This is a genomic window from Streptomyces sp. NPDC050535 (assembly GCF_044457665.1).
Lineage (GTDB): Bacteria > Actinomycetota > Actinomycetes > Streptomycetales > Streptomycetaceae > Streptomyces.
Window position 1 is genome coordinate 279,101 of record NZ_JBITHE010000002.1, and the last position, 24,200, is coordinate 303,300.

The window sequence follows — 24,200 nt, forward strand, 5'->3', positions numbered from 1 at the left end:
ACCCGGCCAATTCCCGGGTGCCCGGTGTCAGGAGCACATGGCAGGATCGGCCCTGTTCCGACATGTCCGTCCAGCCCAGAGGGAGTGCCCCCGTGCCCGGTGAGAATCTGTCCCGCGACGAGGCCCGGGAGCGGGCCGCGCTGCTGTCCGTCGACGGGTACGAGGTGTCCCTCGACCTGCGCTCGGCCGTCGGGGACCAAACCGCCCACGGCACGCCGCGCACCTTCCGCTCGGTGACCACCATCCGCTTCCGCTCCGCCGAGCCGGGCGCCACGAGCTTCGCCGACCTGATCGCGCCGAGCGTGACGGCCCTCTCGCTCAACGGCAGGGATCTCGACCCCGGCGAGGTCTTCGACGGGACCCGGATCGTGCTGGAGGACCTGGCCGCCGACAACGAACTCGTCGTCGACGCCCAGTGCGCCTACTCCCGCACCGGCGAGGGCATGCACCGCTTCGTCGACCCCGAGGACGGCGAGGTCTATCTCTACACGCAGTACGAGCCCGCCGACTCCCGGCGCGTCTTCGCCAACTTCGAGCAGCCGGACCTCAAGGCCCCGTTCCGCTTCGAGGTGCGGGCCCCGGAGGGCTGGACCGTCTGGAGCAACGGCGCCGGGGTGCTCACCGACGGCGTCTGGCAGTTCGCCGAGACAAAGCCGATCTCGACGTACATCACCGCCTTCGCCGCCGGCCCCTATCACTACGTGACCGACAGCTACACCCGCACCTTCGACGACGGTACGACGCTGGAGATCCCGCTCGGCGCGATGTGCCGCAAGGGCCTGGCGCCGTACTTCGACTCCGACGACGTCTTCCTCGTCACCAAGCAGGGCCTGGACTTCTTCCACGAGCACTTCGACTACCCGTACCCCTTCGGGAAGTACGACCAGGCGTTCGTGCCCGAGTACAACCTCGGCGCGATGGAGAACCCCGGACTGGTCACGTTCCGCGAGGAGTACATCTTCCGCGGCAAGGTGACGCAGGCGTCATACGAGGGCCGGGCGAACGTCATCCTGCACGAGATGGCGCACATGTGGTTCGGCGACCTCGTCACCATGGAGTGGTGGGACGACCTGTGGCTCAAGGAGTCCTTCGCCGACTTCATGGGCGCGTTCTCGCTGGTCGGGGCGACCCGCTTCGAGGACGGCTGGATCACCTTCGCCAACCGCCGCAAGGCGTGGGCCTACCGCGCGGACCAGCTCCCCTCCACGCACCCGATCACCGCCGACATCCGCGACCTCCAGGACGCCAAGCTCAACTTCGACGGCATCACGTACGCCAAGGGCGCCTCCGTACTGAAACAGCTCGTCGCCTACGTCGGCCAGGACGCGTTCCTGGAGGGCGCGCGCCGCTACTTCAAGCGGAACGCGTACGGCAACACGCGCCTCGGCGATCTGCTGTCGGTGCTCGAGGAGACCAGCGGGCGTGACCTGGCTTCCTGGGCGCGGTCCTGGCTCCAGACGGCCGGTGTCAACTCCCTCACCCCGCAGGTGATCCTGAGCTCGGAGGGCCGGATCGCCGAGCTGGCGATCGTGCAGGAGGCCGCGGAGTCGCATCCCGAACTGCGCCCGCACCGCGTGGCGGTGGGCCTGTACCGGCGTACGCCGAGCGGCGCCGTGGAGCGGTACGCACGAGCCGAGACGGACGTCGACGGACCCCGTACGGTCATCGCCGAGCTGGTCGGCGCCGAGGCCCCCGACCTGGTCCTCGTGAACGACGACGACCTGACGTACTGCAAGATCCGCTTCGACGAGGGCTCGTTGGAGACACTGCGGGAGCGGCTCGGTGACCTCACGGACCCGCTGGCGCGCGCCCTGTGCTGGTCGGCTCTGTGGAACCTCACGCGTGACGCGCTGATGCCCGCCCGCGACTTCCTCGACCTGGTGCTGCGGTTCGCGGGGCGCGAGTCGGACATCGGCGTCCTGCAGATGCTGCACGCCTGGGCCGACTCGGCGCTCGCCTTCTACGCGGCGCCCGACTGGCGCGCGACGGGCGAACGTCTGCTCGCCGAGGGCGCGTTGAAGGAGCTGCGGCTCGCGGAGCCGGGCAGCCAGCACCAGTTGACCTGGGCCCGTTTCTTCGCGCGGGTCGCGTCCGGCGCGGCCGATCTCCAGCTTCTCGGGGGCCTGTTGGAGGGCACGGCGAAGATCGACGGCCTCGATGTCGACCAGGAGCTGCGCTGGGCGTTCCTGGAACCGCTGGCCGCGCACGGAGCCGCCGACGAGACCGCGCTGGCCGCCGAACTCGCCCGCGACGACACCGCGTCCGGCAAGCGTCACCAGGTCCGCTGTCTCGCCGCCCGGCCCTCCGCGGCGGTCAAGGCGCAGGCCTGGGCGTCGGTGGTCGAGTCCGACGCCCTGTCCAACGCCCTGGTCGAGGCGACCATCGCGGGCTTCGACCAGTCGTCCCAGCGCGAGCTGCTCGCCCCGTACGCCACGAAGTACTTCGACGCGATCGAGCGGGTCTGGGCGGACCGCTCGATCCAGATCGGGATGGACGTCGTGCGGGGTCTCTTCCCCGCCTTCCAGGACTCCCAGGAGACCCTGGACGCGACGGACGCGTGGCTCGCGGCCCACGAGGACGCGGCGCCCGCGCTGCGCCGGCTGGTGCTGGAGGCGCGGGACGATCTGGCGCGCGCGCTGCGGGGGCAGGCGGTCGACGTGGCCGCGGCCGGCTGACGGACGGGACCGTCCGGAGGGGGCGTGGGCCGCGGCCCACGCCCTCCTCGGCGTCCGCGCATCGGCGGTCATGAAATACCAGCGCGCGGTAGTTACGAAGTACAGATACGCAAAGCCGTAACCCGTACTACTCCCCATCCGGAGCAGCGCCTTTCGGCAGTCGAACGCCCGTACTTTAGGACGAGCTTGTCCTGATTTGTCGACGAGCGTGTAACAGCGGTTAGAGGGCGGCCCCGGCGCGGGAAACCCCGGTTCATGAACCACAACACCCCGCTCTCGCACTCCCCCCGCCCCCTGCGTCACCTGTCCCACGTTCAGCGGCGCGTGCTGACCACCGCGCAGCTCAAGGCGCGCGGCGTGAGCGCCGCCGAGACGAACGAGCAGTGCCGGCCGGGCGGTTCCTGGCAGCAGTTCCTGCCGGGCGTCTTCCTGCTGCACCCCGGCCCGCCCACCTCCGAGGAGCGGCTGCACGCGGTTCTGATGTTCGCCGCCCGCTCCGCCGCGCAGCCGGCGCCGGCGATTCCCGTCCAGCCGGGAGCGGAGGCCCCGCACGCGCCCCAGCCGTACGCGGACGCGCTCATCACCGGCCTGGCGGCGCTCACCCTGCACGGGTTCACCTCGGCTCCCCCGCTGCTCTCCCTCGACACGATCGACGTCCTGGTCCCCCGCCTGCGCCGGCTGCGCTCCACCGGCTGCGCCCGCATCGTCCGTACGGCGTCCCTGCCCACCGCCTCGTACGTCACCGGTGTCCCGGTGGCTCCCGTGCCGCGTGCCCTCGCCGACGCCGTCGCGGAGTTGACGGACGCGAACGCGGTGCGCCGGCTGCTGACGGAGGCGGTGCGCGCCGGTCACTGCGAACCGGCCGCGGTCGTAAGGGAGTTGACGCAGGCCCGGCTGCTCTCGCGGCCCCATGTGGTGGACGCGGTGGACTCGCTCCTCGCCGAGGGCCGGTCGATCGCGGAGGACCGCCTGTACCGGATGGTGCGGGAGTTCGGCCTTCCCGACCCGGTGTGGAACGTGGACCTCCGGCTCCCCGGCGGCCCTCACCTCGGCGGCCTCGACGCCTACTGGCCGGAGCAGGCCGTGGCCCTCGAACTCGACACCCGCGCCCCCCGCCAGGACGAGGACGCGCTCTGGTCGGAGTACGCCCGCAAGCGCGAGCACCTGGAGCGGCTGGGCATCACCGTCGTCCACATCACGCCCAGGAAGCTGCGCGACGCGATGGAACAGCAGGCCACCGTCGTACGCACCGCCCTGATGGCGTCGAACGACCGCGAGCCGGCGGCGCTGGTCGTGGTGCTGCCCCGGTAGTGACGGACCGGGGCCGTGCCAGGAGGGGAGAGGAGGGGCCGCCGGGACACCGGCGGCCCCTCCTCGTGCGGGTCCCCGGGGAGGGCTACTTACCGCAGAACTCCGCCTCGATCACCGCCCCGCTGTCCCCCGACCAGTCCCCGTTGAAGTTGAAGGACAGGGAGTGGCGGCCGTCTGCGGTGGTCACCGCCTCCGATGCGGAGCCGTGGATGCCGCCGCCGTGGCCCCAGACATGGACCCCGCAGCTCAGCTCCATCTCGATGAGACCGAGGCCGTACCCGGCGTTGGTGATCTCGTCGACCGGGATGGTGGTCTTCATCTCCTTGAGCTGCTGGGGCGGGAGCAGCCTGCCGCGGAGCAGGGCCGTGTAGAAGCGGTTCAGGTCGGAGGCGCTGGAGATCATCTCGCCCGCGGCGGAGGCGAGGGAGGGGTTGAGTTCCGTGACGTCGTACGTCGGTCCTGTCGTCGTCTCCGCCAGCTTGCCGTAGGCGCGGCTGCTCGGCCGCGGCACCTTGGGGTACGTGCCCGGTACGAGCGTGGCGTGCAGGCCGAGGGGCTCGATGACGCGGCGGGTGATCTCCGAGGCGAACGAGTTGCCGGTGACCCTCTTGATCACCATGCCGGCCAGTACGTAGTTGGTGTTGGAGTAGTTCCACGACGTGCCCGGAGCGAAGTCCGGCTTGTGCGTCATGGCGATCGCGACCAGTCCGGCCGGGGTCACGGTGTCGTAGCGGTGCTCGAGAAAGCCGTCCTTCAGGAAGTACGTGCGGACGAAGTCCTCGTCGTCCGTGTAGTTGTTGACACCGCTGGTGTGGTTGAGGAGCTGACGGATCGTGATCAGGCGTCCGTCGTGGCCGTTGCCCCGCACCACGCCCGGGAGCCACTTCTCCACCTTGTCGTCGAGCGACAGCCGCCCCTCCGCCTCCAGTTGGAGCAGGACGGTGGAGACGAAGGTCTTGGTGATGCTGCCCACGCGGAAGCGGTCGGCCTTGCCGCGGGGCTTTTTCGTCTTCAGGTCGCCGACTCCGGACGTGGCGGCCCACGTGCCGTTCCTGTCCTTCACCGTCGCCGTCACGCCCGGTACGCCGTCCCGTACGGCGGCGTCCATCGCCGCACGGGTCCCGCTGTGGTCGCCCTTCGCGGGCGGAGCCGCCAGTGCGGGTCCCGCCAGCGCGGCCGTCAGCGTCACCGCGGTCGCGGCCACCAGTCCCGTACGCGTCCTCGTGCGGCTTCTGTGGTTCGGGTGGTTCGGGTGGTTCATGGGTTTTCCCCCTTGTCGCCGGGCACAGTCGGGAGGGGGGACCGCGGGGGTGGGCGAGGGGGTTGCCCGGGCCGCGCCGGTTGAGCGATATCTAGCCCTTCTTGAGGACGAGCTCCGTGTTCCGGTCCCGCGACGTCCCCGCCAGGTCCGAGCGGGCGCCCGGCGCGTTGAAGGAGAGCTCGCGGTAGAGGGCGGCGAGACCGGTCTGGGTGAGGTCGGTGAAATCCGTGGCGTGCGGGGCGGCGGCCTCGACGAGGGTGGTGAAGACGGAGATCGTGCCGTCCTTGTTGTCCACCAGCTCGATGACGCGGGCGAGTTGGGGATAGTCGACGTGCGAGGCGGTGGAGATCTCCCAGAAGGAGCGGCCGCCGGGCGCGGAGTGCGGGGTGATCTCGTTGCGGTGGATGTGGCCGTTGACCCAGGCCAGGACGTTGGCGTGGCCGCCGAGGAGGGCGAGGACGTCCTTGCCGTTGTGACGCTTCTCGTTCGGGCGGGCCGGGTCGGGGCGGGTGTTCGTCATCGACGCGCTGGTGTGGTGGCTGAAGACGACGGCGTAGGAGTCCTTGTTGTCGCGCAGCGTCCTGTCGAGCCACTTGAGCTGGGCGGCGCCGAGGGACCCCTGGTAGTGCCCGCCCGGGTCGGTGGTGTCCAGGCTGATGCCGATGACGTCGTCGGAGATGCGGAAGGAGTAGTACTGGGTACCCGCGGCGACGTTGGCGGACGAATAGCCGTGTCCGACGGGGCCGTTGCCCGCGTACGCCGGGTCCAGGTGCGCCTTGAGGTAGTCGGCCGGCGTGAAGGGGGCGCGCTTCTCGTCCGGGGTGACCGAGCGCAGGTCGCGCGCGTGTGCCTGGAGGAACTCGCGGTACCGGACGCCCCTGGGGTCCGTGGCCTTCTGGATGGCTTCCTTCAGGGGCTTGCAGTCCGCCGCCGACGCGCTCATCAGCTTCTTGCCGCCGACGGCGAAGTCGGTGAGGAAGGGGTCGCTGTGGGAGGCGTAGCAACCGAGCGGCAGGGAGTCGTGGTTGCCGACCGTGGAGTACCAGGGGAGGTTGAGGCCGGGGCTGCGCAGTTCGGCGGTCGCGGCCTTCAGGAAGCCCTCGATGTGCGGGAAGCCGCGCTGCTTGTCGGCGTCGCGGAGGGTGGAGTCGGGATGCCAGTACTGCTTGAGGCCGCTGTTCTGGACGCCTTCGTAGGAGCGCGGGTCGCCGCTGTTGGGGGTGATACGCCCGCCGCTCATCACCTTCATGAACCATTCCAGCTCGGACTTCGCGTTGTTGTCCGTGTTGTCGCCGGTGGTCATGACGAAGTGCAGCGCGGAGCCGGTGACGGGGGCTCCGGACAGCGAGTTGACCCGCTCGACGAGCGAGACCGCGCCCTGCACGGACAGGATCTCTTGCGGACGCCAGCTGTGCACGTCGGTCGAGCGCATGAACTCCAGGCGCAGCGGGTGCTGGGTGTCCATCAGATGCAGGTCGGTGAGCTGCACGAACGAGGCGAGCGCGGTGCGCCGGGCCGCCCGGCCCGACTTGGCCGAGGCCAGTTCGCTGCGTACGACCCGCTTCCAGCCGGGGCCGCCGCCGAGCCGCCGGTACCCGGTGGAGCCGGAGCGGGGGGCGGCGACACCGCTCAGGGTGGTGCCGCGCTCGTAGGGGTCGAGACGGTCGACGGGGGCCCTGCGGGACACCGCCACCGGCGCCTCGCCCGAACCGGCGGCGGTCACGTCCGTGGCGGCCTGTGCCTCCGCCGCGGCGTGCGCGTCGGAGCCGGGCCGCAGGGCGAGGCCGATCCCCGCGGAGAGGGACACCGCCCCGGTGGCTGCCAGCAGGGTACGGCGGTTGAGGTCGGATGCAGCGGCGGCGACAGAGCGTATGCGCGACATGGCGCGATCTCCCCGATTGCGAACGCGTCGACAGTGGTCGCGGGAGGCTCGCGTCGCGAACGCCCCGCTCATACTGGATCGTTGGCACCAGGGATGACCTGCGCGTTAACTGGACCACAACGGGCAGCGCCGATCACCGTACGTGGATCTTGGGCGACACCGCGCGACCATGGGCGTCCATGGAGACCACCTCGAACGGCCGGGAGGCGGTCACTCCGCGTTCATCCGCGAGGGGAACACCGCTGCGGATGAGCCGTTGCGGGCGCTACTTCGCCACGCGGCCCACGGCCGGCCGCTGCCGCCACAACGCGAGCCCGATATCGACCAGTCCGACCCGTTTCAGGCCGGGAACGGCGTCCAGCGGGTGCCAAGCCGCCAGATCGGTGGACCCGTTCACCTCCGGGCGCAGCTCGCCACCGACGACCCGCCCTTCGTAGACGAGCCGCAGGGCGTGGTGGTCGGCGACGACCCCGAGGCGGCGCGGAACCCGGCGCCGGAACGAGTCCACGCCGAGCAGTCCGGTGGCCTCGAAGACGTATCCCGTCTCCTCCTCGACCTCCCGGACCACGGTGTCGTAGGGATCCTCGCCGTGGTCCATGCCGCCGCCGGGCAGTGTCCACTCGGGGGTTCCGTCGTCGTCGTAGCCGCGGGCGAGCAGCAGTTCCCCGTCCCGGACGCATATGGCGTAGGCCGCCACCCTCAACTCCTCGCGCACGTCGTGACGTTAGCGCGCCGGGGTCGGATTGGCAGCCGAATACCCGGGGGCGGACCAGGTCAGCGGGCTGGCGGCGGGGGTCTCGACGACCGAGGCGACGGCGAAGCGGACCGCGCGTTCCCCGTCCCGGTCGAACTCCGTGCGCGCCGTGCCGGTGAGCTGGAGCACGGCCCCGGAGGTCCAGTCCAGGAAGAGCAGTCCGGCCCGCGGGTCGACGGACAGGTTGCCGAGGGTCAGGAACATGGAGTTGCCGGGATAGTCGCGCCAGCTCAGCTCGCCGGGCGAGTCGGCGCGGACGAAGCCGGGGTTGCCGCCGCGGTGGCTGGCGTCGGCACCCTCCCCGTGCACGGTGGCGATGAAGAAGGTGTCGGCGGACTCGATGAACTCCCGCTGCCGCGTTGTCAGTTCGGAACCCCGCCGGGGTGCGGCGGAGGCGCGGTCGACCGTCTCGTACGACTCCCTCCGCTGGAGGTACTTCGGGCAGTTGGCGAAGACCTGGTCCGCCTCGACCACGAAGCCGCGGGGTGTGGGGCGCGCCCGGCCGTTGAGGCGCATACGGCGGCGGGTGCGCGGGTCAAGCGCGATGGTGCCGACGGGGATGCCCCCCAAGGGGAGCGCGGCGCCGCCGGGGTTCTGTGCGGCGGAGTCGTCGAGGGTGTCCTCCGCGACGCGCGGGACGGCCCCGGCCGAGGTGCTCTCCGTGGCCGGCGCGGTGGCCCCTGCGGGGGTGCCGTCCGTGGCCGGCATGGCGACCCCGGCGTAGGTGTCCCCCGCGGCCAGCGCGGCGGCCTCGGCGGAGGGGCTCTGCGGGGCGAGCGCGGCGGTGAGCGGGTCGTCCGGGCGGAGTCCGCCCCGTACCGAGATCTGGTGGGGACCCGTGGCCCGCACGAAGCCGGGCTCGCCGGTGAGCAGGGAGGCCCACACCGCGCCGCTCGCCGGGTCCGCGGCGCCGAGCACCAGCATCGGCTGCTGCTCGAGGAAGGCGGCGGCCACCGGACGGATGCCCTGCCCGACGGACTGGCCCACATGGTCGGCGATGTCGCGGACGCCGACCCGGTCCTGCACGGCACGTGAACCCGCGTGAAACGTCACAGCGCACCCCTCTCGGATTGCCAAGGACTAGAAGAACCCGCAGGTCGGAGCGGACCCGGACGGTGCGGGAGTCTCCTCGGCACCACTCGGCGCGTAGATCTCCAGGCGGGTGCCGTCGGGGTCGTGGAAGAAGATGCCGCCGGACGCCGCGCCCTCGCGGTGGGCGACCACACCGTCGTACGCGAACTCCACCCCGTAGGCACGCAGAGCCGTCTCGTACGTCCTGACCTGGTCGAGCGAGTCCACTTCCAGTGCGAGGTGGTGCAGGCCGGCGCGGCTGGTGTCGTACGACTCCCGCGCCTGCTGCCATAGCGTGAGGACGGGGCGGCCGCCCTCCCCCAGGAACGCGTACCGCCGGTCCTTCTCCTTGCCCTCGCCGATCACCCCGAAGCCGAGCACGTCGCGGTAGAAGCCGAGCGAGCGGTCGAGATCCGTGACGTTCAGACCGATGTGGCCGGTGCGCGGAGTCATGACAGTCCCCTCTGTCCGTTGCCAGGCCCAATCGGAGCCTAACCTCTTTAATAGAGATTAGAGGTTAGAATGGAGAAACGCAACCAGTCACATACTCTTGAGCGGTTAGCGCCGAAGGGAGCCTCCGCCATGCCCACCCCGCTCGATCCGCGCCCGCTCACCGGGGAGCCGGTCTCGCTCGACCTGCTCAACACCCGCTGGATGCAGGAGGGGGCCGTCCGGGATCTGCTGACGGACACCGACGGGCTGGCGGTGTGGCTGGCGGCCAACCGGCTGGACTTCCCGGCCGACGACACTGTCCTGCGGCACACGCTCCAGGCCCGGGACGCCCTGCGCACCGTCGTCGACGGATCCCTGGCCGAGGGGGCAGCCGGCGTCGACGCCGTCCTCGCCCACGGGCGCGTCCGCCTCACGCTGACCGCCCAAGGGCGGGGCGAGAGCCCGGAGTTCGGCGAACCGGCCTGGGGCCCCGCCTGGTTCGCCGCGCGCGACTTCCTGGAACTGCTGGGCACCGCCCCCGACCGGATCCGCGCGTGCGCGCACGAGGCGTGCATCCTGCACTTCTTCGACACCTCACGGAACGGCACCCGGCGCTGGTGTTCGATGGCGGCGTGCGGCAACCGTGCGAAAGCGTCCCGCCACTACGCGCGCACGAAGGACAGCTGAATCCCCGTACAGGACGCCGGGGCATTCCGGCATGTCACGCATTAGCGTGCTTTCACCGGCGTGACGTATGGCGGAAGTACGCCATGACTCCATCCCGCCTCGGTCAACCCTCCCCAAACAAGTGCCCCTTAGGTAAAGCTGAGCGGTCATCCGGGTTCACATACCGGACTGATGCGGTCCCGTCCCGAATGACCATCGGGGCAGGTCGCTCCACGCTCGTTCCTTTACCTACAAGGGATGCTGATGACCTCCGACCCTCAGCGCGCTCCGATATCGGGCGCGAGACGCGTGGCCCGGATTGCCGTGGCCGCGGGCCTGGTGGCCGCGCTCTCCGCGGCCGGGCCGATACCCATGGCCTTCTCCGCGGACACCGGCTCACCGGCGGCCGACACCGTGATCAAGTCCGCGAGCGCGAAGCTCGGTTCGGACGACGCGGACCTTCTCGCCGACGCCAAGGCCGCCGGTGACAAGAACGTCACGATGATGATCGCCACCGCTCCCGGGCAGACCGAACAGGTCGCCGGCCAACTGGACGCGGTGAAGGGCGGATCGGTCGGCGAGTCCTACGACAAGCTCGGCTACGTCCGCGCCACCGTCCCGACCGCCAAGGCCGATTCCGCCATCGAGGCCGCCGCGAAGCTGGCCTCCGTGCACGGGATAGACCTGCGCCAGGAGATCGAACTCGACGACCCGACGCCGACGGCCGACACGGCCAAGAGCGCCAACAACGTGTCGACGGCGGCCACTTACCCGGCTCCTTCCAAAAGCACGCCCGCCGAGAACCCGTACAACCCGTCCTTCGAGACGGGCGCCGTCGACTTCGTGAAGGCCAACCCGAAGGCGGACGGCCGGGGCATCACCATCGGCGTCCTCGACTCCGGTGTCGACCTCGCGCACCCGGCGCTCCAGAAGACCACCACCGGCGAGCGCAAGATCGTCGACTGGGTCACCGCGACCGACCCGATCCTCGACAGCGACGCGACCTGGCGCCCGCAGATCACGCCGGTCTCCGGGCCCACCTTCACCTACAGCGGCAAGACCTGGACGGCGCCCGCGGGCTCCTACCAGGTCAGCTTGTTCCGGGAGTCCGCGACCACCGGCGGCGACGCCGCGGGCGACGCGAACCGGGACGGCGACACCACCGACTCGTGGGGCCTCCTCTACGACGCGGCGGCCGGCACGGTCCGCGTCGACCTGAACAACAACAGCGACTTCAGCGACGACACGGTGCTGAAGCCGTACAAGGACGGTTACCAGGTCGGCTACTTCGGCACGGACAACCCGTCCACCGACGTCGTCGAGCGCCAGCCGTTCGTCGTGGAGATCCGCAAGGACGTCCCGATGGACCCGTACGGCGGGACCTGGGTCGGCAAGAAGGCCGACTTCGTCAACATCGGTGTCATCGAGTCCGAGCACGGCACGCACGTTGCGGGCATCACCGCCGCGAACGGCCTGTTCGGCGGCAAGATGAACGGCGCGGCCCCCGGCGCGAAGATCGTCTCCTCGCGCGCCTGCACCTGGACCGGCGGCTGCACCAACATCGCGCTCACCGAGGGCATGATCGACCTCGTCGCCAACCGCGGCGTCGACATCGTCAACATGTCGATCGGCGGTCTGCCCGCGCTGAACGACGGCAACAACGCGCGCGCCGAGCTCTACACGCGTCTCATCGACACCTACGGCGTCCAGTTGGTGATCTCCGCGGGCAACTCCGGCCCCGGCGCGAACACCATCGGCGACCCCGGCCTGGCCGACAAGGTCATCTCGGTCGCCGCGTCGATCTCCAAGGAGACCTGGGCCGCCAACTACGGCTCGAAGGTGGAGAAGAAGTACGCGCTGCTGCCCTTCTCCTCGCGCGGCCCGCGTGAGGACGGCGGCTTCACCCCGACGCTGACCGCCCCCGGCGCGGCGATCAACACCACGCAGACCTGGCTGCCCGGCGGCCCGGTCGCCGAGGCGGGCTACTCGCTTCCGGCCGGCTACTCGATGCTCCAGGGCACCTCGATGGCGTCCCCGCAGGCCGCGGGCGCCTCGGCGCTGCTGCTGAGCGCCGCCGAGCAGAAGGGCATCGACCTCACCCCGGCCACCCTGCGCACGGCTCTCGCCTCGACCGCCGATCACATCAAGGGTGTTCAGGCGTACGAGGAGGGCGCGGGCCTCATCAACATCCCGGACGCGTGGCGGTCCATCAAGGCAGGCGCGACCGCTCACGAGTACACGGTGAAGGCGCCGGTCGACACCGCGATCGACTACGCGCTGAAGACCCCGGGCTTCGGCACCGGCCTGTACGACCGTGAGGGCGGCCTCAAGGCGGGCCAGAAGAAGACGTACGACGTCACGATCACGCGTACGTCCGGCGCCGACAAGGCGATCCGCCACGAGCTGTACTTCGAGAACAACGCCGCCGGCACCTTCAAGGTCGTCGGCGACGACGTGGTGAAGCTGCCGCTGAACCAGCCGGTGACCGTCAAGGTCCAGGCCGCGCCGAAGTCGGCCGGTCTCAAGAGCGCGATCCTCGAGGTCGACGACCCGAAGACCGAGGGCGTCGACAAGCAGGTCCTGTCGACCGTCGTCGTCTCCGCGCCGGTCAAGTTCACCTACTCGGCGTCGGGTTCGGTGCAGCGCAACAGCACCACGTCGTACTTCGTCACGGTCCCCGAGGGCGCCACGTCCCTGGAGGTCGCGATCGGCGGGCTGAAGGGCCTGAGCCAGACGCGGTTCATCGCGATCCACCCGTACGGCGTTCCGGTCGACAACACCTCGACGCCGTACTGCTACAACAACTATCTCGACGGCAACGGCTGCAAGCCCGACGTGCGTTCGTACGCGGACCCGCAGGCCGGCGTCTGGGAGATCGAGGTCGAGTCGCGCCGTACGTCGCCGCTGCTCGACAACCCGTACAAGCTCGACGTCTCCGTGCTCGGCGTGGCCTTCGACCCGGCCGTCGTGACCGTCCCCGAGGCCAAGGTCGGTGTCCCGGCCCCCGCTTCCTGGACCGTGACGAACAACTACGCCGCGCTGGAAGGCACGTTGAAGGGCGGTCCGCTCGGCTCCTCGCTGACCGCGCGGCCGACCATCGCCGACGCCGCGACGCAGACGACGACGGTCGAGGTGCCCGCGGGCGCCGAGTCCCTCGACGTGTCCATCGGCAACGTCTCGGACCAGGCCGCCGACCTCGACCTGACGGTGTACAACGCCGCCGGGACCGTGGTCGGTTCGTCCGCCGACGGTGACTCCGAGGAGGCCGTCTCGGTCGCCTCGCCGGCCGCGGGGACGTACACCGTCGAGGTCGTGGGCTACTCGATCCCGTCGGGCTCGACCGCCTACGACTACCAGGACGTGTTCTTCTCGTCCGCGCTCGGCACGGTGTCGGTCGACCAGTCGACGCCGGTCAAGCTCGCCACCGGCGCTTCGGCCTCGGTGTCCGCCTCGGTCACCGCCGCGGCGGCGGCGCCCGAGGGACGCGAGTTCTTCGGGCAGGTCCAGCTGGTGAACGCGCGCGGCACGGTCGCGGGCCTCGGCAGCGTGAAGATCGAGAAGGTCACGCCGTAGTCGTCACGCACGGCTGATCGTGGGGCGGGCGTCCGGTTGCGGGCGCCCGCCCTTTCTCGTGCGGCCTGTCATTCGCGGGCGCCCGGGCCCGGCCGTTCGCTGGCGCCCGGCTGTTCGCCGCCGCCCGGCGTTCACCGTCGCCCGGCTATTCGCAGTCCAGGGCGCGGGAGTCGGGCAGCGCCTGCTCGATCGAGGTCCGGTCACGGGCGATCTCCCGCTCGCCCGTGATCCAGATGTCGGGCGACGCCTGGTCCCTCGGGATGGCGACCAGGACGTGGTCGCCCGTGCGGAGCCGGGGGCCTGCGTTCTCGTCCATCAGGAAGGTGATCCGGCCCTTCCCCCTGTCCGGCTTGTAGTAGCGGCTCACGTCCAGGGTGACGCTGTCCCGGGTCGCGCCGGGGACCTGCTCGACCCGCGCGACCGTGCCCTCGGCGACGAGGCGGGAGCAGGCGAGATAGCCCGGGGCGCTGAACGAGGATCCGCCGCTGTCCTCCGCCTTCGCCCCGCTGTCACTGTTGCTGCTCATCGCTCCGCTCCCGCCCTGCGCGAGGAGCCAGCTCATGCCGACCACCACCGCGGCCACGGTGACCACGGCGAGAGTGCCCAGAGTCAGGACCAGCGGTCGGAGCCTGCGTTTCCTGGGCGCTCGCACAGACACAGGCACCGGGTTCGGGTCCGCCGCTTCCGTCCGGTCCGCCAGCACGTCCCCGAGGACCGTCAACTGCTCGCGCAGCAGCGCCACATCCGCGGTCGCCGCCCCGTACTCCGCCATGAACTCGGCGTCGTCCTCGGCTCCTTCGGGCAGCGGTTCGTCCGTGATCGCGGCCAGGAGCGCGTCGGCACCTTCGTACTCAGCCACGTCACACCACCTCGTCCTCGTGCAGGCGGGCGCGCAGAGCCCGAACCGCCGTGTGCAGCCTGCTCTTGACCGTGCCCTCCGGGATGCCCAGCTCCTCGGCGATTCCGCGGACGGGCAGGTCGGCGTAGAAGCGCAGGACGAGGACCTGACGCTGGGAGTCGGGCAGTTCGTCCAGCCCCTGGGCGACGGCGAGCGAGAGCACGCTGGAGTCCTCGTCACGGGCGTCCGCGGGCTGCCGGAGCGAGGCCAGCCGCTCGCCCAGCCGCTCCTGACGCCGCTTGGCCCGGTGCCAGTCCATCGCCAGGTTGGAGGCGACGACCGCGGCCCACGCGGACACGTCGCGCGGCGCCTCGTCCCCCTTCGCCGCCCGCTCCAGCAACCGCAGGCGGACCTGCTGCACCCCGTCCGGCAGGTCCGCCTGCGGAACCCCGCCGAGCGCGAGCACCGCCCGCACCCGGCGTTCCTGCGCCGCGTCCAGCGGGTCGTCCACCCCCTGGACGTCCCCCTGACCGCGGCGGGCCTTTCTGCGCAGCACAGCACCCCTCCCCTCCCGCGTTTCCCCTACGACGCCGGGGCGGGCCGAAACGTTCGCCCGATCCGGCGTTCTTTTTCCGCGTTCCTTGCGGCGAGAGTCCCGGCGAAGTACGTCACACCGGTCCGGGACCCGGCGTTCCCGCGACCTCTCCGCGTCCCATTCCTCGGGCGGCAGGGCGAAAGGATTGGACACACGGGCACTGGTCAGACGCATGATGGAAGCGCCGGACCACGTCATACGCAAGCAGAGGGAGTCGCCGTGAGGGTCGGAATCGTCGGAGCCACCGGTCAGGTCGGCACAGTGATGCGCAGGATCCTGGTCGAGCGGAGCTTCCCCGTCGACGAGCTGCGCCTGTTCGCCTCGGCCCGCTCGGCCGGTTCGGTGCTCGACGGTGTGACGGTCGAGGATGCCGCCACGGCCGACTACTCGGGCCTGGACATCGTGCTCTTCTCGGCGGGCGGCGCGACCTCCAGGGCACTGGCCGAGAAGGTCGCCTCCCAGGGCCCGGTCGTGATCGACAACTCCTCCGCCTGGCGCAAGGACCCGGACGTACCCCTCGTGGTCTCCGAGGTGAACCCGCACGCGATCGCGGACCGCCCCAAGGGCATCATCGCGAACCCGAACTGCACGACGATGGCCGCGATGCCGGTCCTGAAGCCGCTGCACGAGGAGGCGGGGCTCGAGGCGCTCGTCGTCGCGACCTACCAGGCGGTCTCCGGATCCGGTCTCGCCGGTGTCGCCGAGCTGCACGGCCAGGCCCTCAAGGTCGTCGCCGAGGCCGACAGGCTCACCCATGACGGCGCGGCGGTCGACTTCCCCGAGCCGCAGGTCTACAAGCGCCCCATCGCCTTCAACGTCCTCCCCCTCGCGGGCTCCGTCGTCGACGACGGTCTGAACGAGACCGACGAGGAGCAGAAGCTCCGCAGCGAGTCCCGCAAGATCCTGGAGATCCCCGCCCTCAAGGTCTCCGGCACCTGCGTCCGCGTCCCGGTGTTCTCCGGGCACTCGCTCCAGGTGAACGCCCGTTTCGCGCGTCCGCTGAGCGCGGAGCGCGTCACCGAGCTGCTGGCCGGTGCCCCGGGCGTCGTCCTCTCCGACATCCCGACCCCTCTCCAGGCGGCCGGCCAGGACGCGTCGTACGTCGGCCGCATCCGCCCCGACGAGACCGTCGACCACGGCATCGCGCTGTTCATCTCCAGCGACAACCTCCGCAAGGGCGCGGCCCTCAACGCGATCCAGATCGCGGAGCTGGTGGCAGCGGAGCTGAACGGCTGACCCCGGGTTTCCTCGCCCCCTCCGCCCCTTCCCGTCCCGTACCTGAGGGCTGCGCCCCCAGACCCCCCTTTCGCGCTCCGCGCTCGTCCTCAAACGCCGGAGGGCTGAAAGATTTCAGCCCTCCGGCGTTTGAGGAGCGGGGTCCGGGGGCGGAGCCCCCAAGGGACGGGAAGGGGCGGAGGGGGCGAAATCACTCCCCCCTGCGCACCTCGTACAGGAAGCACCCGTACTCCACCGCCCGGACGTGGACCAGGGCCACCTCCGGATCGGCGAACGCCTCCGCGAACACGGCCGGCTCCAGGACGTCCACCAGGCGCCCCCCGAGGATGCGCCCCTCGGCGGAGTAGCGGCGGACGGTGCGGTGGGCCCCGGCGAAGGGGTAGCCGTGCGGGTCCGGCCCCGGACACTCCCGCGCGTGGATGAAGACCGGCCCCTGCTCGTCGTACGCCCCCGGATCGGCGCCCGTTTCCGCGGCCCAGCGACGCAGCGGGGCGTACGAGACCAGGGCGATCAGCTCTCCTGGCTCGCTGCGGCGCAGACAGCAGCGCAGCGGCGCCCCGCCTTCCTCGTCGGTCACGGAATCCCGCTCGCGTCCCGCGTCGTCGGCGACACGCAGCTCCTTGAGGATCACGGGAGTGATGGGTCGTGCGGTGTAGGTCGTCATGGCTCCAGCGTCACGCGCGCCCGCCCGGTTCTCCGGCGGTAAACGGACATCGCGTTCCGCGTGGCTCCCGTGGAAGGATGGCGCAACCCACCCATAACGAGGAGATGACCGCGTGCCTGGCACAAACCTGACCCGCGAAGAGGCGCAGCAGCGGGCGAAGCTGCTCACCGTTGACTCGTACGAGATCGATCTCGACCTCTCCGGCGCGCAGGAGGGCGGCACCTACCGGTCCGTGACCACGGTGCGCTTCGATGTCGACAAGAGCGGCGACGACAGCGGCGCGGAGTCCTTCATCGACCTGGTGGCCCCGGCCGTCCACGAGGTCACCCTGAACGGCGACCCGCTGGACGTCGCCGCGGTCTTCAAGGACTCGCGGATCGCGCTCCCGGGCCTGCTGGAGGGCCGCAACATCCTGCGTGTCGTCGCGGAGTGCGCCTACACCAACACCGGTGAGGGACTGCACCGGTTCGTCGACCCGGTCGACGAACAGGCCTACCTCTACACCCAGTTCGAGGTCCCGGACGCCCGCCGCGTCTTCGCGTCCTTCGAGCAGCCCGACCTGAAGGCCACCTTCCAGTTCACCGTGAAGGCGCCCTCCGGCTGGACCGTCATCTCCAACTCGCCGACGCCCGAGCCCAAGGACGACACCTGGGTCTTCGAGCCGACGCCGCGGATCTCGACGTACATCACGGCCCTCATCGCCGGCCCGTACCACAGCGTCCACAGCGTGTACGAGAAGGACGGGCAGACCGTTCCGCTCGGTATCTACTGCCGTCCCTCGCTCGCCGAGTTCCTCGACTCGGACGCCATCTTCGAGGTCACCCGGCAGGGCTTCGACTGGTTCCAGGAGAAGTTCGCCTACGCGTACCCGTTCAAGAAGTACGACCAGCTCTTCGTGCCGGAGTTCAACGCGGGCGCGATGGAGAACGCGGGCGCGGTGACGATCCGGGACCAGTACGTGTTCCGGTCCAAGGTGACCGACGCCGCGTACGAGGTGCGCGCGGAGACGATCCTGCACGAGCTGGCGCACATGTGGTTCGGCGACCTCGTGACCATGGAGTGGTGGAACGACCTGTGGCTGAACGAGTCGTTCGCCACCTACACCTCCATCGCCTGCCAGGCGTACGCCCCCGACTCGCGCTGGCCGCACTCCTGGACGACGTTCGCCAACTCCATGAAGACCTGGGCGTACCGGCAGGACCAACTGCCGTCCACGCACCCGATCATGGCGGAGATCCGCGACCTGGACGACGTGCTCGTCAACTTCGACGGGATCACCTACGCCAAGGGCGCGAGCGTCCTGAAGCAGCTCGTGGCGTACGTCGGCATGGACGAGTTCTTCAGCGGTGTGCAGGCGTACTTCAAGGCGCACGCGTACGGCAACACGCGGCTCAGCGACCTGCTGGGCAAGCTGGAGGAGACCAGCGGGCGTGACCTTCGGACCTGGTCGCAGAAGTGGCTTCAGACCGCGGGCATCAACATCCTGCGCCCGGAGATCGAGACGGACGCGAACGGTGTCATCACGTCGTTCGCGATCCGCCAGGAGGCGCCGGCCCTGCCCGCCGGCGCCAAGGGTGAGCCGACGCTCCGCCCGCACCGCATCGCCGTCGGGCTCTACAGCCTGGACGAGAACAGCGGCAAGCTGCTGCGCGACGAGCGCGTCGAGCTGGACGTGGACGGCGACCTGACGGCCGTACCGGAGCTGGTCGGCAAGCGTCGCCCGGACGTCTTCCTGCTCAACGACGACGACCTGTCGTACGCCAAGGTCCGCCTCGACGAGGACTCCCTCGCCTTCGTCACCGAGCACCTGGGCGACTTCGAGTCCTCGCTGCCCCGCGCCCTGTGCTGGGCCTCGGCCTGGGACATGACGCGCGACGCGGAGCTCGCGACCCGCGACTACCTGTCGCTCGTCCTGTCGGGCATCGGCAAGGAGTCCGACATCGGTGTCGTGCAGTCGCTCCAGCGTCAGGTGCAGTTGGCGATCGAGCTGTACGCCGACCCGAACGCCCGCGAGGCCCTGCTGACCCGCTGGACGGACGCGACGCTGGCCCACCTGCGGTCCGCCGAGGCCGGCAGCGACCACCAGCTGGCCTGGGCGCGTGCCTTCGCGTCGACCGCCCGTACGCCGGAGCAGCTCGACCTCCTGGAGGGCCTGCTCGAGGACCGCGAGACCATCGAGGGCCTCGCCGTCGACACCGAGCTGCGGTGGTCGTTCGTGGGCCGGCTCGCGGCGGTCGGACGCTACGACGAGGCGGAGATCACCTCCGAGTACGACCGGGACAGGACGGCGGCGGGTGAGCGGCACGCGGCCACCGCCCGGGCCGCGCGTCCCACCGAGGAGGCGAAGGCGGTGGCCTGGGCCCAGGTCGTCGAGTCCGACAAGCTCCCGAACGCCGTGCAGGAAGCGGTGATCGGCGGCTTCGTGCAGACCGGCCAGCGCGAGCTGCTCGCCCCGTACACGGACAAGTTCTTCGCCGTGGTGAAGGACATCTGGGACTCCCGTTCGCACGAGATCGCCCAGCAGATCGCGGTCGGCCTCTACCCGTCCGTGCAGGTCTCCGAGGAGACCCTCGCCAAGACGGACGCCTGGCTGGCCTCCGCGGAGCCCAACGCGGCCCTGCGCCGGCTGATCTCGGAGTCCCGCTCGGGCGTGGAGCGGGCCCTGCGCGCACAGGCGGCGGACGCCGCCGCGTCGTAGTCGGTCGTACGAGACTGCGGCGCGGACGCTGCTCCGCCGTAGTCGGTCGTACGTGACCGGGGGCGTCCGGCGTTGCGCCGGGCGCCCCTCTTCGTCCCCAGCTGCCCGAACACCGTCGCCCCGAACGCCACCGCCATGCCCGCGAGTTGCACCGGTGTCAGGGTCTGCCCCAGCGCCGCCCAGCCGATCACGGCCGCGGTCAGCGGTGAGAGCGGGCCGAGGAAGGTCACCTGGGTGGCGGTGAGCCGGCCGATTCCGCGGAACCAGAGCCAGTACGCGACCGCGGTGTTCGCCAGCGCGAGATACAGGTATCCGCCGACCGCGCGGCCGTCCAGCGCGGGCGGCGCGCCCTCGACGACGAGGGCGAGCGGCGCGATCAGCAGCCCGCCGGCCGTCAACTGCCAGGCGGTGAGCGCCAGTGGGCCGACGCCGTCCGGGCGCCCCCAGCGTTTGGTGAGCACCGTGCCGGTGGACATCGACGCGGTCGAGGCGAGCGCCGCGAGCACGCCCACCGGGTCGAGCGCGCCCGCCGCCTCCAGGACGACGAGGCTGACTCCGAGGGCGGCGGCGATACCGGTGAGGAGCGTACGGAGGGTCGGGCGGTCGCCGAGCAGCAGCGCCGAGAGCCCGGCGACCAGGAGCGGCCCGATCGAGCCGACGACCGCCGCCATACCGCCGGGCAGCCGGTACGCGGAGAGGAACAGCAGCGGGAAGAACGCCCCGATGTTCAGCGCGCCCAGCACCGCCGCCTTCCCCCACCAGATGCCGCGCGGCAGCACCCGGGCCAGCGCGAGGAGCAGCAGCCCGGCGGGCAGCGCTCGCATCAGCCCGGTGAACAGCGGCCGGTCGGCCGGCAGCAACTCGGTGGTGACGGCGTAGGTGCTGCCCCAGGAGATGGGGGCGAGGGCGGTGAGGGCTATGAGGAGGGCGGGGGCGGGGCGGTTCGCGGCCATGGGGCATCCGATTCGCAATAGGGGCCGTTCGAAGCAGACCGGCAGAAGTTGGCCGGCAGAGGCAGGTCGGCAAAAGCAGGTCAATAGCAAGTAGCTTAGCCCTAAGGTACTTTTCGTCAAGCCACTTTGCACCAAGCAACTTGCCATCAAGCTACTTTCTTGCGACCGACCGACCCGCGACGGATACTCACCCCATGAACACGCCCAGGGACCCCGTCGACGCGATCATCGAGCAGTGGGCCTCGGTGCGGCCCGACCTCGACACCGCGGCGATGGAGGTCTTCGGCCGGATCTACCGGCTCTCCCGCGCACTGGGCGACCGCACGGAGAAGGCTTACGCGCCCTTCGGCATCTCGCGCGGCGAGTTCGACGTACTGGCGACCCTGCGCCGCTCGGACGCCCCGTACACGCTCTCGCCCCGGCAGCTCTCGGCGACGCTCATGATGACCACGGGCGGCATGACCGGACGCCTCGACAAGCTGGAGCGCGCGGGCCTGCTGCGCCGCTCACCCGACCCGCACGACCGGCGCGGACTCCAGGTGACGCTCACCGACGAGGGCCTGCGCCTGATCGACCGGGCCGTCGGCGCGGGGCTCGCCGTCCAGACGGAAGCCCTCTCCGCGCTCGACGACGAGCAGGCCGCCCAACTGGCCGAGCTGCTCCGCCGGTTGCTGGCGGGCTCGCCGGGCTCCTAGCGGGCACGCCGGGACCGGGAAACGCGTCGAGGGAGTCGGCGGACCCTACCGGGTGCGCGGACTCCCTCGACGGAAACGCATCACGAACTTGGAGTTGGGGACGAGAGGAAGCGGACCTAGCCCGCCTTGCCCCGACCCAGGTTCTTGTCGGACTTGTCGAGAACCATCACGAGGCCGGCGATGACCGCGAACAGCAGGATCGGGGCCGCGACGTAGAGTCCCAGCGTGTCGATCACGCTCAGGCCCGGACCGGGGTCGTCACCGTCGTCGCGGCTGATCGCGAGCGCGGGAGACGTCATGAGCAGCATCATCAGCGTCGTACCGGCAGCCAGGGCGCCGGCGCGCAGGGCGTTCTTCTTGTCCACGGTGCCAACGTAGCGAACGCCCGGGCGGGCCGCGCGCCCGGGGGTGCCGTACGGAGGTCTCAGCGGCTCCCGTCCACATCGCCGGCCGTGTCGGGATCGGCCTCCCCGCCGGTTCCCGTACGGGTCCGCAGTACGTCGATCAGCGCGTGCAGCCGGGGCGAGGCCGCCAGTTCCTCCAGTGTCACCGGCCGCCCCTCGGCGTCGGCGATGGGCAGCCGCCAGTTCGGGTACTGGTCCCAGGTGCCCGGCAGGTTCTGCGGGCGGCGGTCGCCGACCGTGTCCGGGAGCCAGACGCCGACCAGCCGGGCCGGGGTGCGCAGCAGGAACCGGTGCACGGCCTGGATCTCGGCCTCCTCCGAGACCGACGAGAACCCGCCGGTCGCGCCCTGGAGCAGTCCGAGCCGGGCCAGCAGCGCCAGCCACTCCCCCGTCTCCGCGGCGGCCGCGGCCCGTTCCTGGTCCAGCGTGCCGGTCAACAGGCCGAGCCGGTCACGGAGTTCGACGTGCTCGCCGGTCAACCGGGCGGCGGTGGAGGGGAGATCGTGGGTGGTGGCGGTGGCCAGGCAGTCGGCGCGCCAGAGTTCGGGGGGAAGGGGCTGTCCGTCGCCGTCCCAGTCCCGTTCGAACCACAGCACCGACGTGCCGAGCACCCCGCGCTCGTGCAGCCTCTCGCGCACCCCGGGTTCGACGGTGCCGAGGTCCTCGCCGATCACCAGCGCCCCGGCGCGCGAGGCCTCCAGAGCCAGTATCGCGAGCATGGCCTCGGCGTCGTAGCGGACGTACGTGCCTTCGGTGGGCGGCTGTCCCTGCGGGACCCACCAGAGCCGGAACAGCCCCATGACGTGGTCGATGCGCAGGGCGCCCGCGTACCGGAAGAGGGCGCGCAGCAGGCGGCGGTAGGGGGCGTAGCCCGACTCGGCCAGGCGGTCCGGTCTCCAGGGCGGCAGGCCCCAGTCCTGGCCGCGCGCGTTGAAGGCGTCCGGGGGCGCGCCGACCGACATGCCGGCCGCGAAGTACTCCTGCTGGGCCCATGCGTCGGCGCCGTCCGGATGTACTCCGACGGCGAGGTCGTGCACCAGCCCGACGGGCATGCCCGCGTCGCGCGCGGAGCGCTGGGCGGTGGCGAGCTGGGCGTCCGTGAGCCAGGCGAGGCGGCTGTGGAAGTCGACGCGGTCCATCAGCTCACCCCGGGCACGGGCGGTCTCGGGCGAGCGCGGGTCGCGCAGACCGATCGGCCACTGCTGCCACCGGGAGCCGTACACCTCGGCGAGCGCGCACCAGGTGGCGTGGTCCTCCAGCGCCTCGCCCTCCTCGGCGAGGAAGTCGACGTACGCGGCCCGCCGTCCGGGTCCGAGGGGCACCTCGTGCACCAGTTCCAGCGCCGCGCGCTTGAGCTCCCACACGGCGTCGCGGTCGATCAACTCGCCTTTGCGCAGCACGGATTCACGCAGCCGCGCGGCACCTTCCAGCAGCGTACGAAGCTGCTCCTGGTCGTCGACGTAGGCGAACTCGGCGACGTCCTCGACCCGCAGATGCACCGGGTCGGGAAAGCGGCGGGAGGAGGGCCGGTAGGGGGAGGGGTCGGTGGGGGTGCCGGGCACGGCCGCGTGCAACGGGTTGACCTGCACGAATCCGGCGCCCAGCGCCCGGCCGGCCCAGGCGGTGAGCTCGGCGAGGTCGCCCAGGTCGCCCATGCCCCAGGAGCGGCGGGAGAGGAGGGAGTAGAGCTGGACGAGGATGCCGTACGTGCGTCCGGGCGGCGCGGGCAGCCGGGCGGGGGCCACGACGAGGTGGGCGTCGGCGGTGCGGCCGTCGGGGGCGGTGGCGTGCAACGTGTGCACTCCGAGCGGGAGTTGCTCCGCGGACGCGCGGGTCTCGCCCTGTTCGGTGTCGATGCGGACGCGGGTGCCGTCCGGCAGTCCGGTCAGTTCCCCGGGTACTTCGCCGCCCCAGCTCACCACCGTCGGCGGCAGCAGCCGGTCCCGTGCCGCGGTCTCCCCGGAGGCGAGGGCGGCGGCGACGGCCTCCGGCGTGGTCGCGTCGACGCCGAGCGCCGCGAGGGCCGCGACGACGGCGGTGTCCGAGGCCGCGACCGTGCGGTCCGGGGACGGGTGGTAGGAGGTGCCGACGCCGTGCAGTCCGGCGAGCCGGGACAGCGGCGTGGGGGGCGGGTCCGCGGGCCTTGCCATCTAGACCCCCGACGCGGCGCCGGTGGAGGTGGGCTCGCTCGTCAGGTGCGCCGCGTCGGCCAGCGGCGGCTCACTGGTCAGCGGTTCGGCGTCGGGGAGCGGGGGTTCGCTGGTCAACGGCGTTTCGGCACTGCTGCCCTCGGCGCTGAGGACACCCAGCGGCGGGTCCTCGCGCGGACAGGAACGCTCCAGGTCGTCGGACAGCTCCGCCTCGTGTTTGGAGAGGGCCGAGAGCAGAAGGTGTGCCGATGCGGCCACGAGGGCTCCTTGTCGTCGTACGGCGGCCCAGGGCCTCTCGAGCCCCGGCGGGTCACCGGCAGCCCTACCCAGCGGGCGCGACGG

General features: G+C 71.2%; 18 protein-coding genes and 1 pseudogene. 7 read left to right on the forward strand and 12 right to left on the reverse strand.

Annotated features, from left to right (window positions below):
* The first annotated feature begins 92 nt into the window (after positions 1-92).
* Both pepN (ACIBLC_RS06230) and ACIBLC_RS06235 read left to right on the forward strand, forming a co-directional pair.
* Positions 93-2,675 (forward strand): aminopeptidase N, encoded by a 2,583-nt coding sequence (gene pepN, locus ACIBLC_RS06230; protein WP_399209537.1) that lies wholly within the window; start codon positions 93-95, stop codon positions 2,673-2,675.
* Positions 2,676-2,930: 255 nt separating this feature from the next.
* The gene (locus tag ACIBLC_RS06235; protein ID WP_399209538.1) at positions 2,931-3,986 is read left to right on the forward strand and encodes a hypothetical protein; all 1,056 of its coding nucleotides are present in this window, start codon (positions 2,931-2,933) and stop codon (positions 3,984-3,986) included.
* 85 nt (positions 3,987-4,071) lie between these two features.
* Here the strand turns inward: ACIBLC_RS06235 and ACIBLC_RS06240 are convergent, their stop codons facing one another.
* The 5 genes from ACIBLC_RS06240 to ACIBLC_RS06260 form a co-directional block, all read right to left on the reverse strand.
* Positions 4,072-5,247, reverse strand: coding sequence for a serine hydrolase domain-containing protein (locus tag ACIBLC_RS06240; protein WP_399209539.1), 1,176 nt, complete (start codon positions 5,245-5,247; stop codon positions 4,072-4,074).
* 91 nt (positions 5,248-5,338) lie between these two features.
* Positions 5,339-7,129: a TIGR03767 family metallophosphoesterase gene (locus ACIBLC_RS06245; protein WP_399209541.1), complete on the reverse strand. Its 1,791-nt coding sequence runs from the start codon at positions 7,127-7,129 to the stop codon at positions 5,339-5,341.
* Between the two features lie 265 nt (positions 7,130-7,394).
* Positions 7,395-7,844 carry an NUDIX hydrolase gene (locus ACIBLC_RS06250; RefSeq protein WP_399209542.1) on the reverse strand — a complete coding sequence of 150 codons (450 nt, stop codon included), beginning with the start codon at positions 7,842-7,844 and terminating at the stop codon, positions 7,395-7,397.
* Between the two features lie 9 nt (positions 7,845-7,853).
* Positions 7,854-8,936 carry a pyridoxamine 5'-phosphate oxidase family protein gene (locus ACIBLC_RS06255; protein ID WP_399209543.1) on the reverse strand — a complete coding sequence of 361 codons (1,083 nt, stop codon included), beginning with the start codon at positions 8,934-8,936 and terminating at the stop codon, positions 7,854-7,856.
* 27 nt (positions 8,937-8,963) lie between these two features.
* The gene (locus ACIBLC_RS06260) at positions 8,964-9,407 is read right to left on the reverse strand and encodes a VOC family protein (RefSeq protein WP_399209544.1); all 444 of its coding nucleotides are present in this window, start codon (positions 9,405-9,407) and stop codon (positions 8,964-8,966) included.
* A gap of 129 nt (positions 9,408-9,536) precedes the next feature.
* Between ACIBLC_RS06260 and ACIBLC_RS06265 the strand changes: the two genes are divergently transcribed.
* Positions 9,537-10,073 (forward strand): CGNR zinc finger domain-containing protein, encoded by a 537-nt coding sequence (locus tag ACIBLC_RS06265; RefSeq protein ID WP_399209545.1) that lies wholly within the window; start codon positions 9,537-9,539, stop codon positions 10,071-10,073.
* A 243-nt stretch (positions 10,074-10,316) separates the two neighbouring features.
* A complete protein-coding gene (locus tag ACIBLC_RS06270) occupies positions 10,317-13,625 on the forward strand; it encodes a S8 family serine peptidase (RefSeq protein ID WP_399209546.1) in 3,309 nt (1,102 codons plus the stop codon).
* Between the two features lie 145 nt (positions 13,626-13,770).
* On the opposite strand, the gene ACIBLC_RS06275 is transcribed toward ACIBLC_RS06270, so the two are convergent.
* Complete coding sequence (locus ACIBLC_RS06275) at positions 13,771-14,484, reverse strand: hypothetical protein (RefSeq protein ID WP_399209547.1); 714 nt, start codon at positions 14,482-14,484, stop codon at positions 13,771-13,773.
* A 1-nt stretch (position 14,485) separates the two neighbouring features.
* Positions 14,486-15,019: a sigma-70 family RNA polymerase sigma factor gene (locus tag ACIBLC_RS06280; RefSeq protein WP_399209548.1), complete on the reverse strand. Its 534-nt coding sequence runs from the start codon at positions 15,017-15,019 to the stop codon at positions 14,486-14,488.
* Positions 15,020-15,277: 258 nt separating this feature from the next.
* On the opposite strand from ACIBLC_RS06280, the gene ACIBLC_RS06285 reads away from it, so the two are divergent.
* Complete coding sequence (locus tag ACIBLC_RS06285) at positions 15,278-16,294, forward strand: aspartate-semialdehyde dehydrogenase (RefSeq protein ID WP_399209549.1); 1,017 nt, start codon at positions 15,278-15,280, stop codon at positions 16,292-16,294.
* 190 nt (positions 16,295-16,484) lie between these two features.
* On the opposite strand, the gene ACIBLC_RS06290 is transcribed toward ACIBLC_RS06285, so the two are convergent.
* Entirely contained in the window at positions 16,485-16,958 is a 474-nt protein-coding gene (locus ACIBLC_RS06290; protein ID WP_399209550.1) for a DUF1203 domain-containing protein, read from the reverse strand.
* Between the two features lie 112 nt (positions 16,959-17,070).
* Between ACIBLC_RS06290 and pepN (ACIBLC_RS06295) the strand changes: the two genes are divergently transcribed.
* Complete coding sequence (gene pepN, locus ACIBLC_RS06295) at positions 17,071-19,656, forward strand: aminopeptidase N (RefSeq protein ID WP_399209551.1); 2,586 nt, start codon at positions 17,071-17,073, stop codon at positions 19,654-19,656.
* Positions 19,657-19,673: 17 nt separating this feature from the next.
* On the opposite strand, the pseudogene ACIBLC_RS06300 reads toward pepN (ACIBLC_RS06295), so the two are convergent.
* Positions 19,674-20,609: pseudogene (locus tag ACIBLC_RS06300) on the reverse strand (EamA family transporter); the annotation flags it as partial.
* 194 nt (positions 20,610-20,803) lie between these two features.
* On the opposite strand from ACIBLC_RS06300, the gene ACIBLC_RS06305 reads away from it, so the two are divergent.
* Complete coding sequence (locus tag ACIBLC_RS06305) at positions 20,804-21,304, forward strand: MarR family winged helix-turn-helix transcriptional regulator (protein WP_399209552.1); 501 nt, start codon at positions 20,804-20,806, stop codon at positions 21,302-21,304.
* 116 nt (positions 21,305-21,420) lie between these two features.
* Here the strand turns inward: ACIBLC_RS06305 and ACIBLC_RS06310 are convergent, their stop codons facing one another.
* The 3 genes from ACIBLC_RS06310 to ACIBLC_RS06320 are packed head-to-tail and all read right to left on the reverse strand — an operon-like array spanning position 21,421 to position 24,116.
* Positions 21,421-21,669, reverse strand: a complete 249-nt coding sequence (locus ACIBLC_RS06310; protein WP_399209553.1) for a hypothetical protein — start codon at positions 21,667-21,669, stop codon at positions 21,421-21,423.
* A 59-nt stretch (positions 21,670-21,728) separates the two neighbouring features.
* The gene (gene malQ, locus ACIBLC_RS06315) at positions 21,729-23,858 is read right to left on the reverse strand and encodes a 4-alpha-glucanotransferase (protein ID WP_399209554.1); all 2,130 of its coding nucleotides are present in this window, start codon (positions 23,856-23,858) and stop codon (positions 21,729-21,731) included.
* A complete protein-coding gene (locus ACIBLC_RS06320; protein WP_399209555.1) occupies positions 23,859-24,116 on the reverse strand; it encodes a hypothetical protein in 258 nt (85 codons plus the stop codon).
* Positions 24,117-24,200 lie beyond the last annotated feature (84 nt).

Coding starts and splice junctions, on each gene's coding strand:
- ACIBLC_RS06260 (WP_399209544.1), bottom strand. CDS start 9,407: ATGACTCCGCGCACCGGCCACATCGGTCTGAACGTCACGGATCTCGAC.
- ACIBLC_RS06265 (WP_399209545.1), top strand. CDS start 9,537: ATGCCCACCCCGCTCGATCCGCGCCCGCTCACCGGGGAGCCGGTCTCG.
- ACIBLC_RS06235 (WP_399209538.1), top strand. CDS start 2,931: ATGAACCACAACACCCCGCTCTCGCACTCCCCCCGCCCCCTGCGTCAC.
- malQ (WP_399209554.1), bottom strand. CDS start 23,858: ATGGCAAGGCCCGCGGACCCGCCCCCCACGCCGCTGTCCCGGCTCGCC.
- ACIBLC_RS06305 (WP_399209552.1), top strand. CDS start 20,804: ATGAACACGCCCAGGGACCCCGTCGACGCGATCATCGAGCAGTGGGCC.
- ACIBLC_RS06290 (WP_399209550.1), bottom strand. CDS start 16,958: ATGACGACCTACACCGCACGACCCATCACTCCCGTGATCCTCAAGGAG.
- ACIBLC_RS06240 (WP_399209539.1), bottom strand. CDS start 5,247: ATGAACCACCCGAACCACCCGAACCACAGAAGCCGCACGAGGACGCGT.
- ACIBLC_RS06245 (WP_399209541.1), bottom strand. CDS start 7,129: ATGTCGCGCATACGCTCTGTCGCCGCCGCTGCATCCGACCTCAACCGC.
- ACIBLC_RS06270 (WP_399209546.1), top strand. CDS start 10,317: ATGACCTCCGACCCTCAGCGCGCTCCGATATCGGGCGCGAGACGCGTG.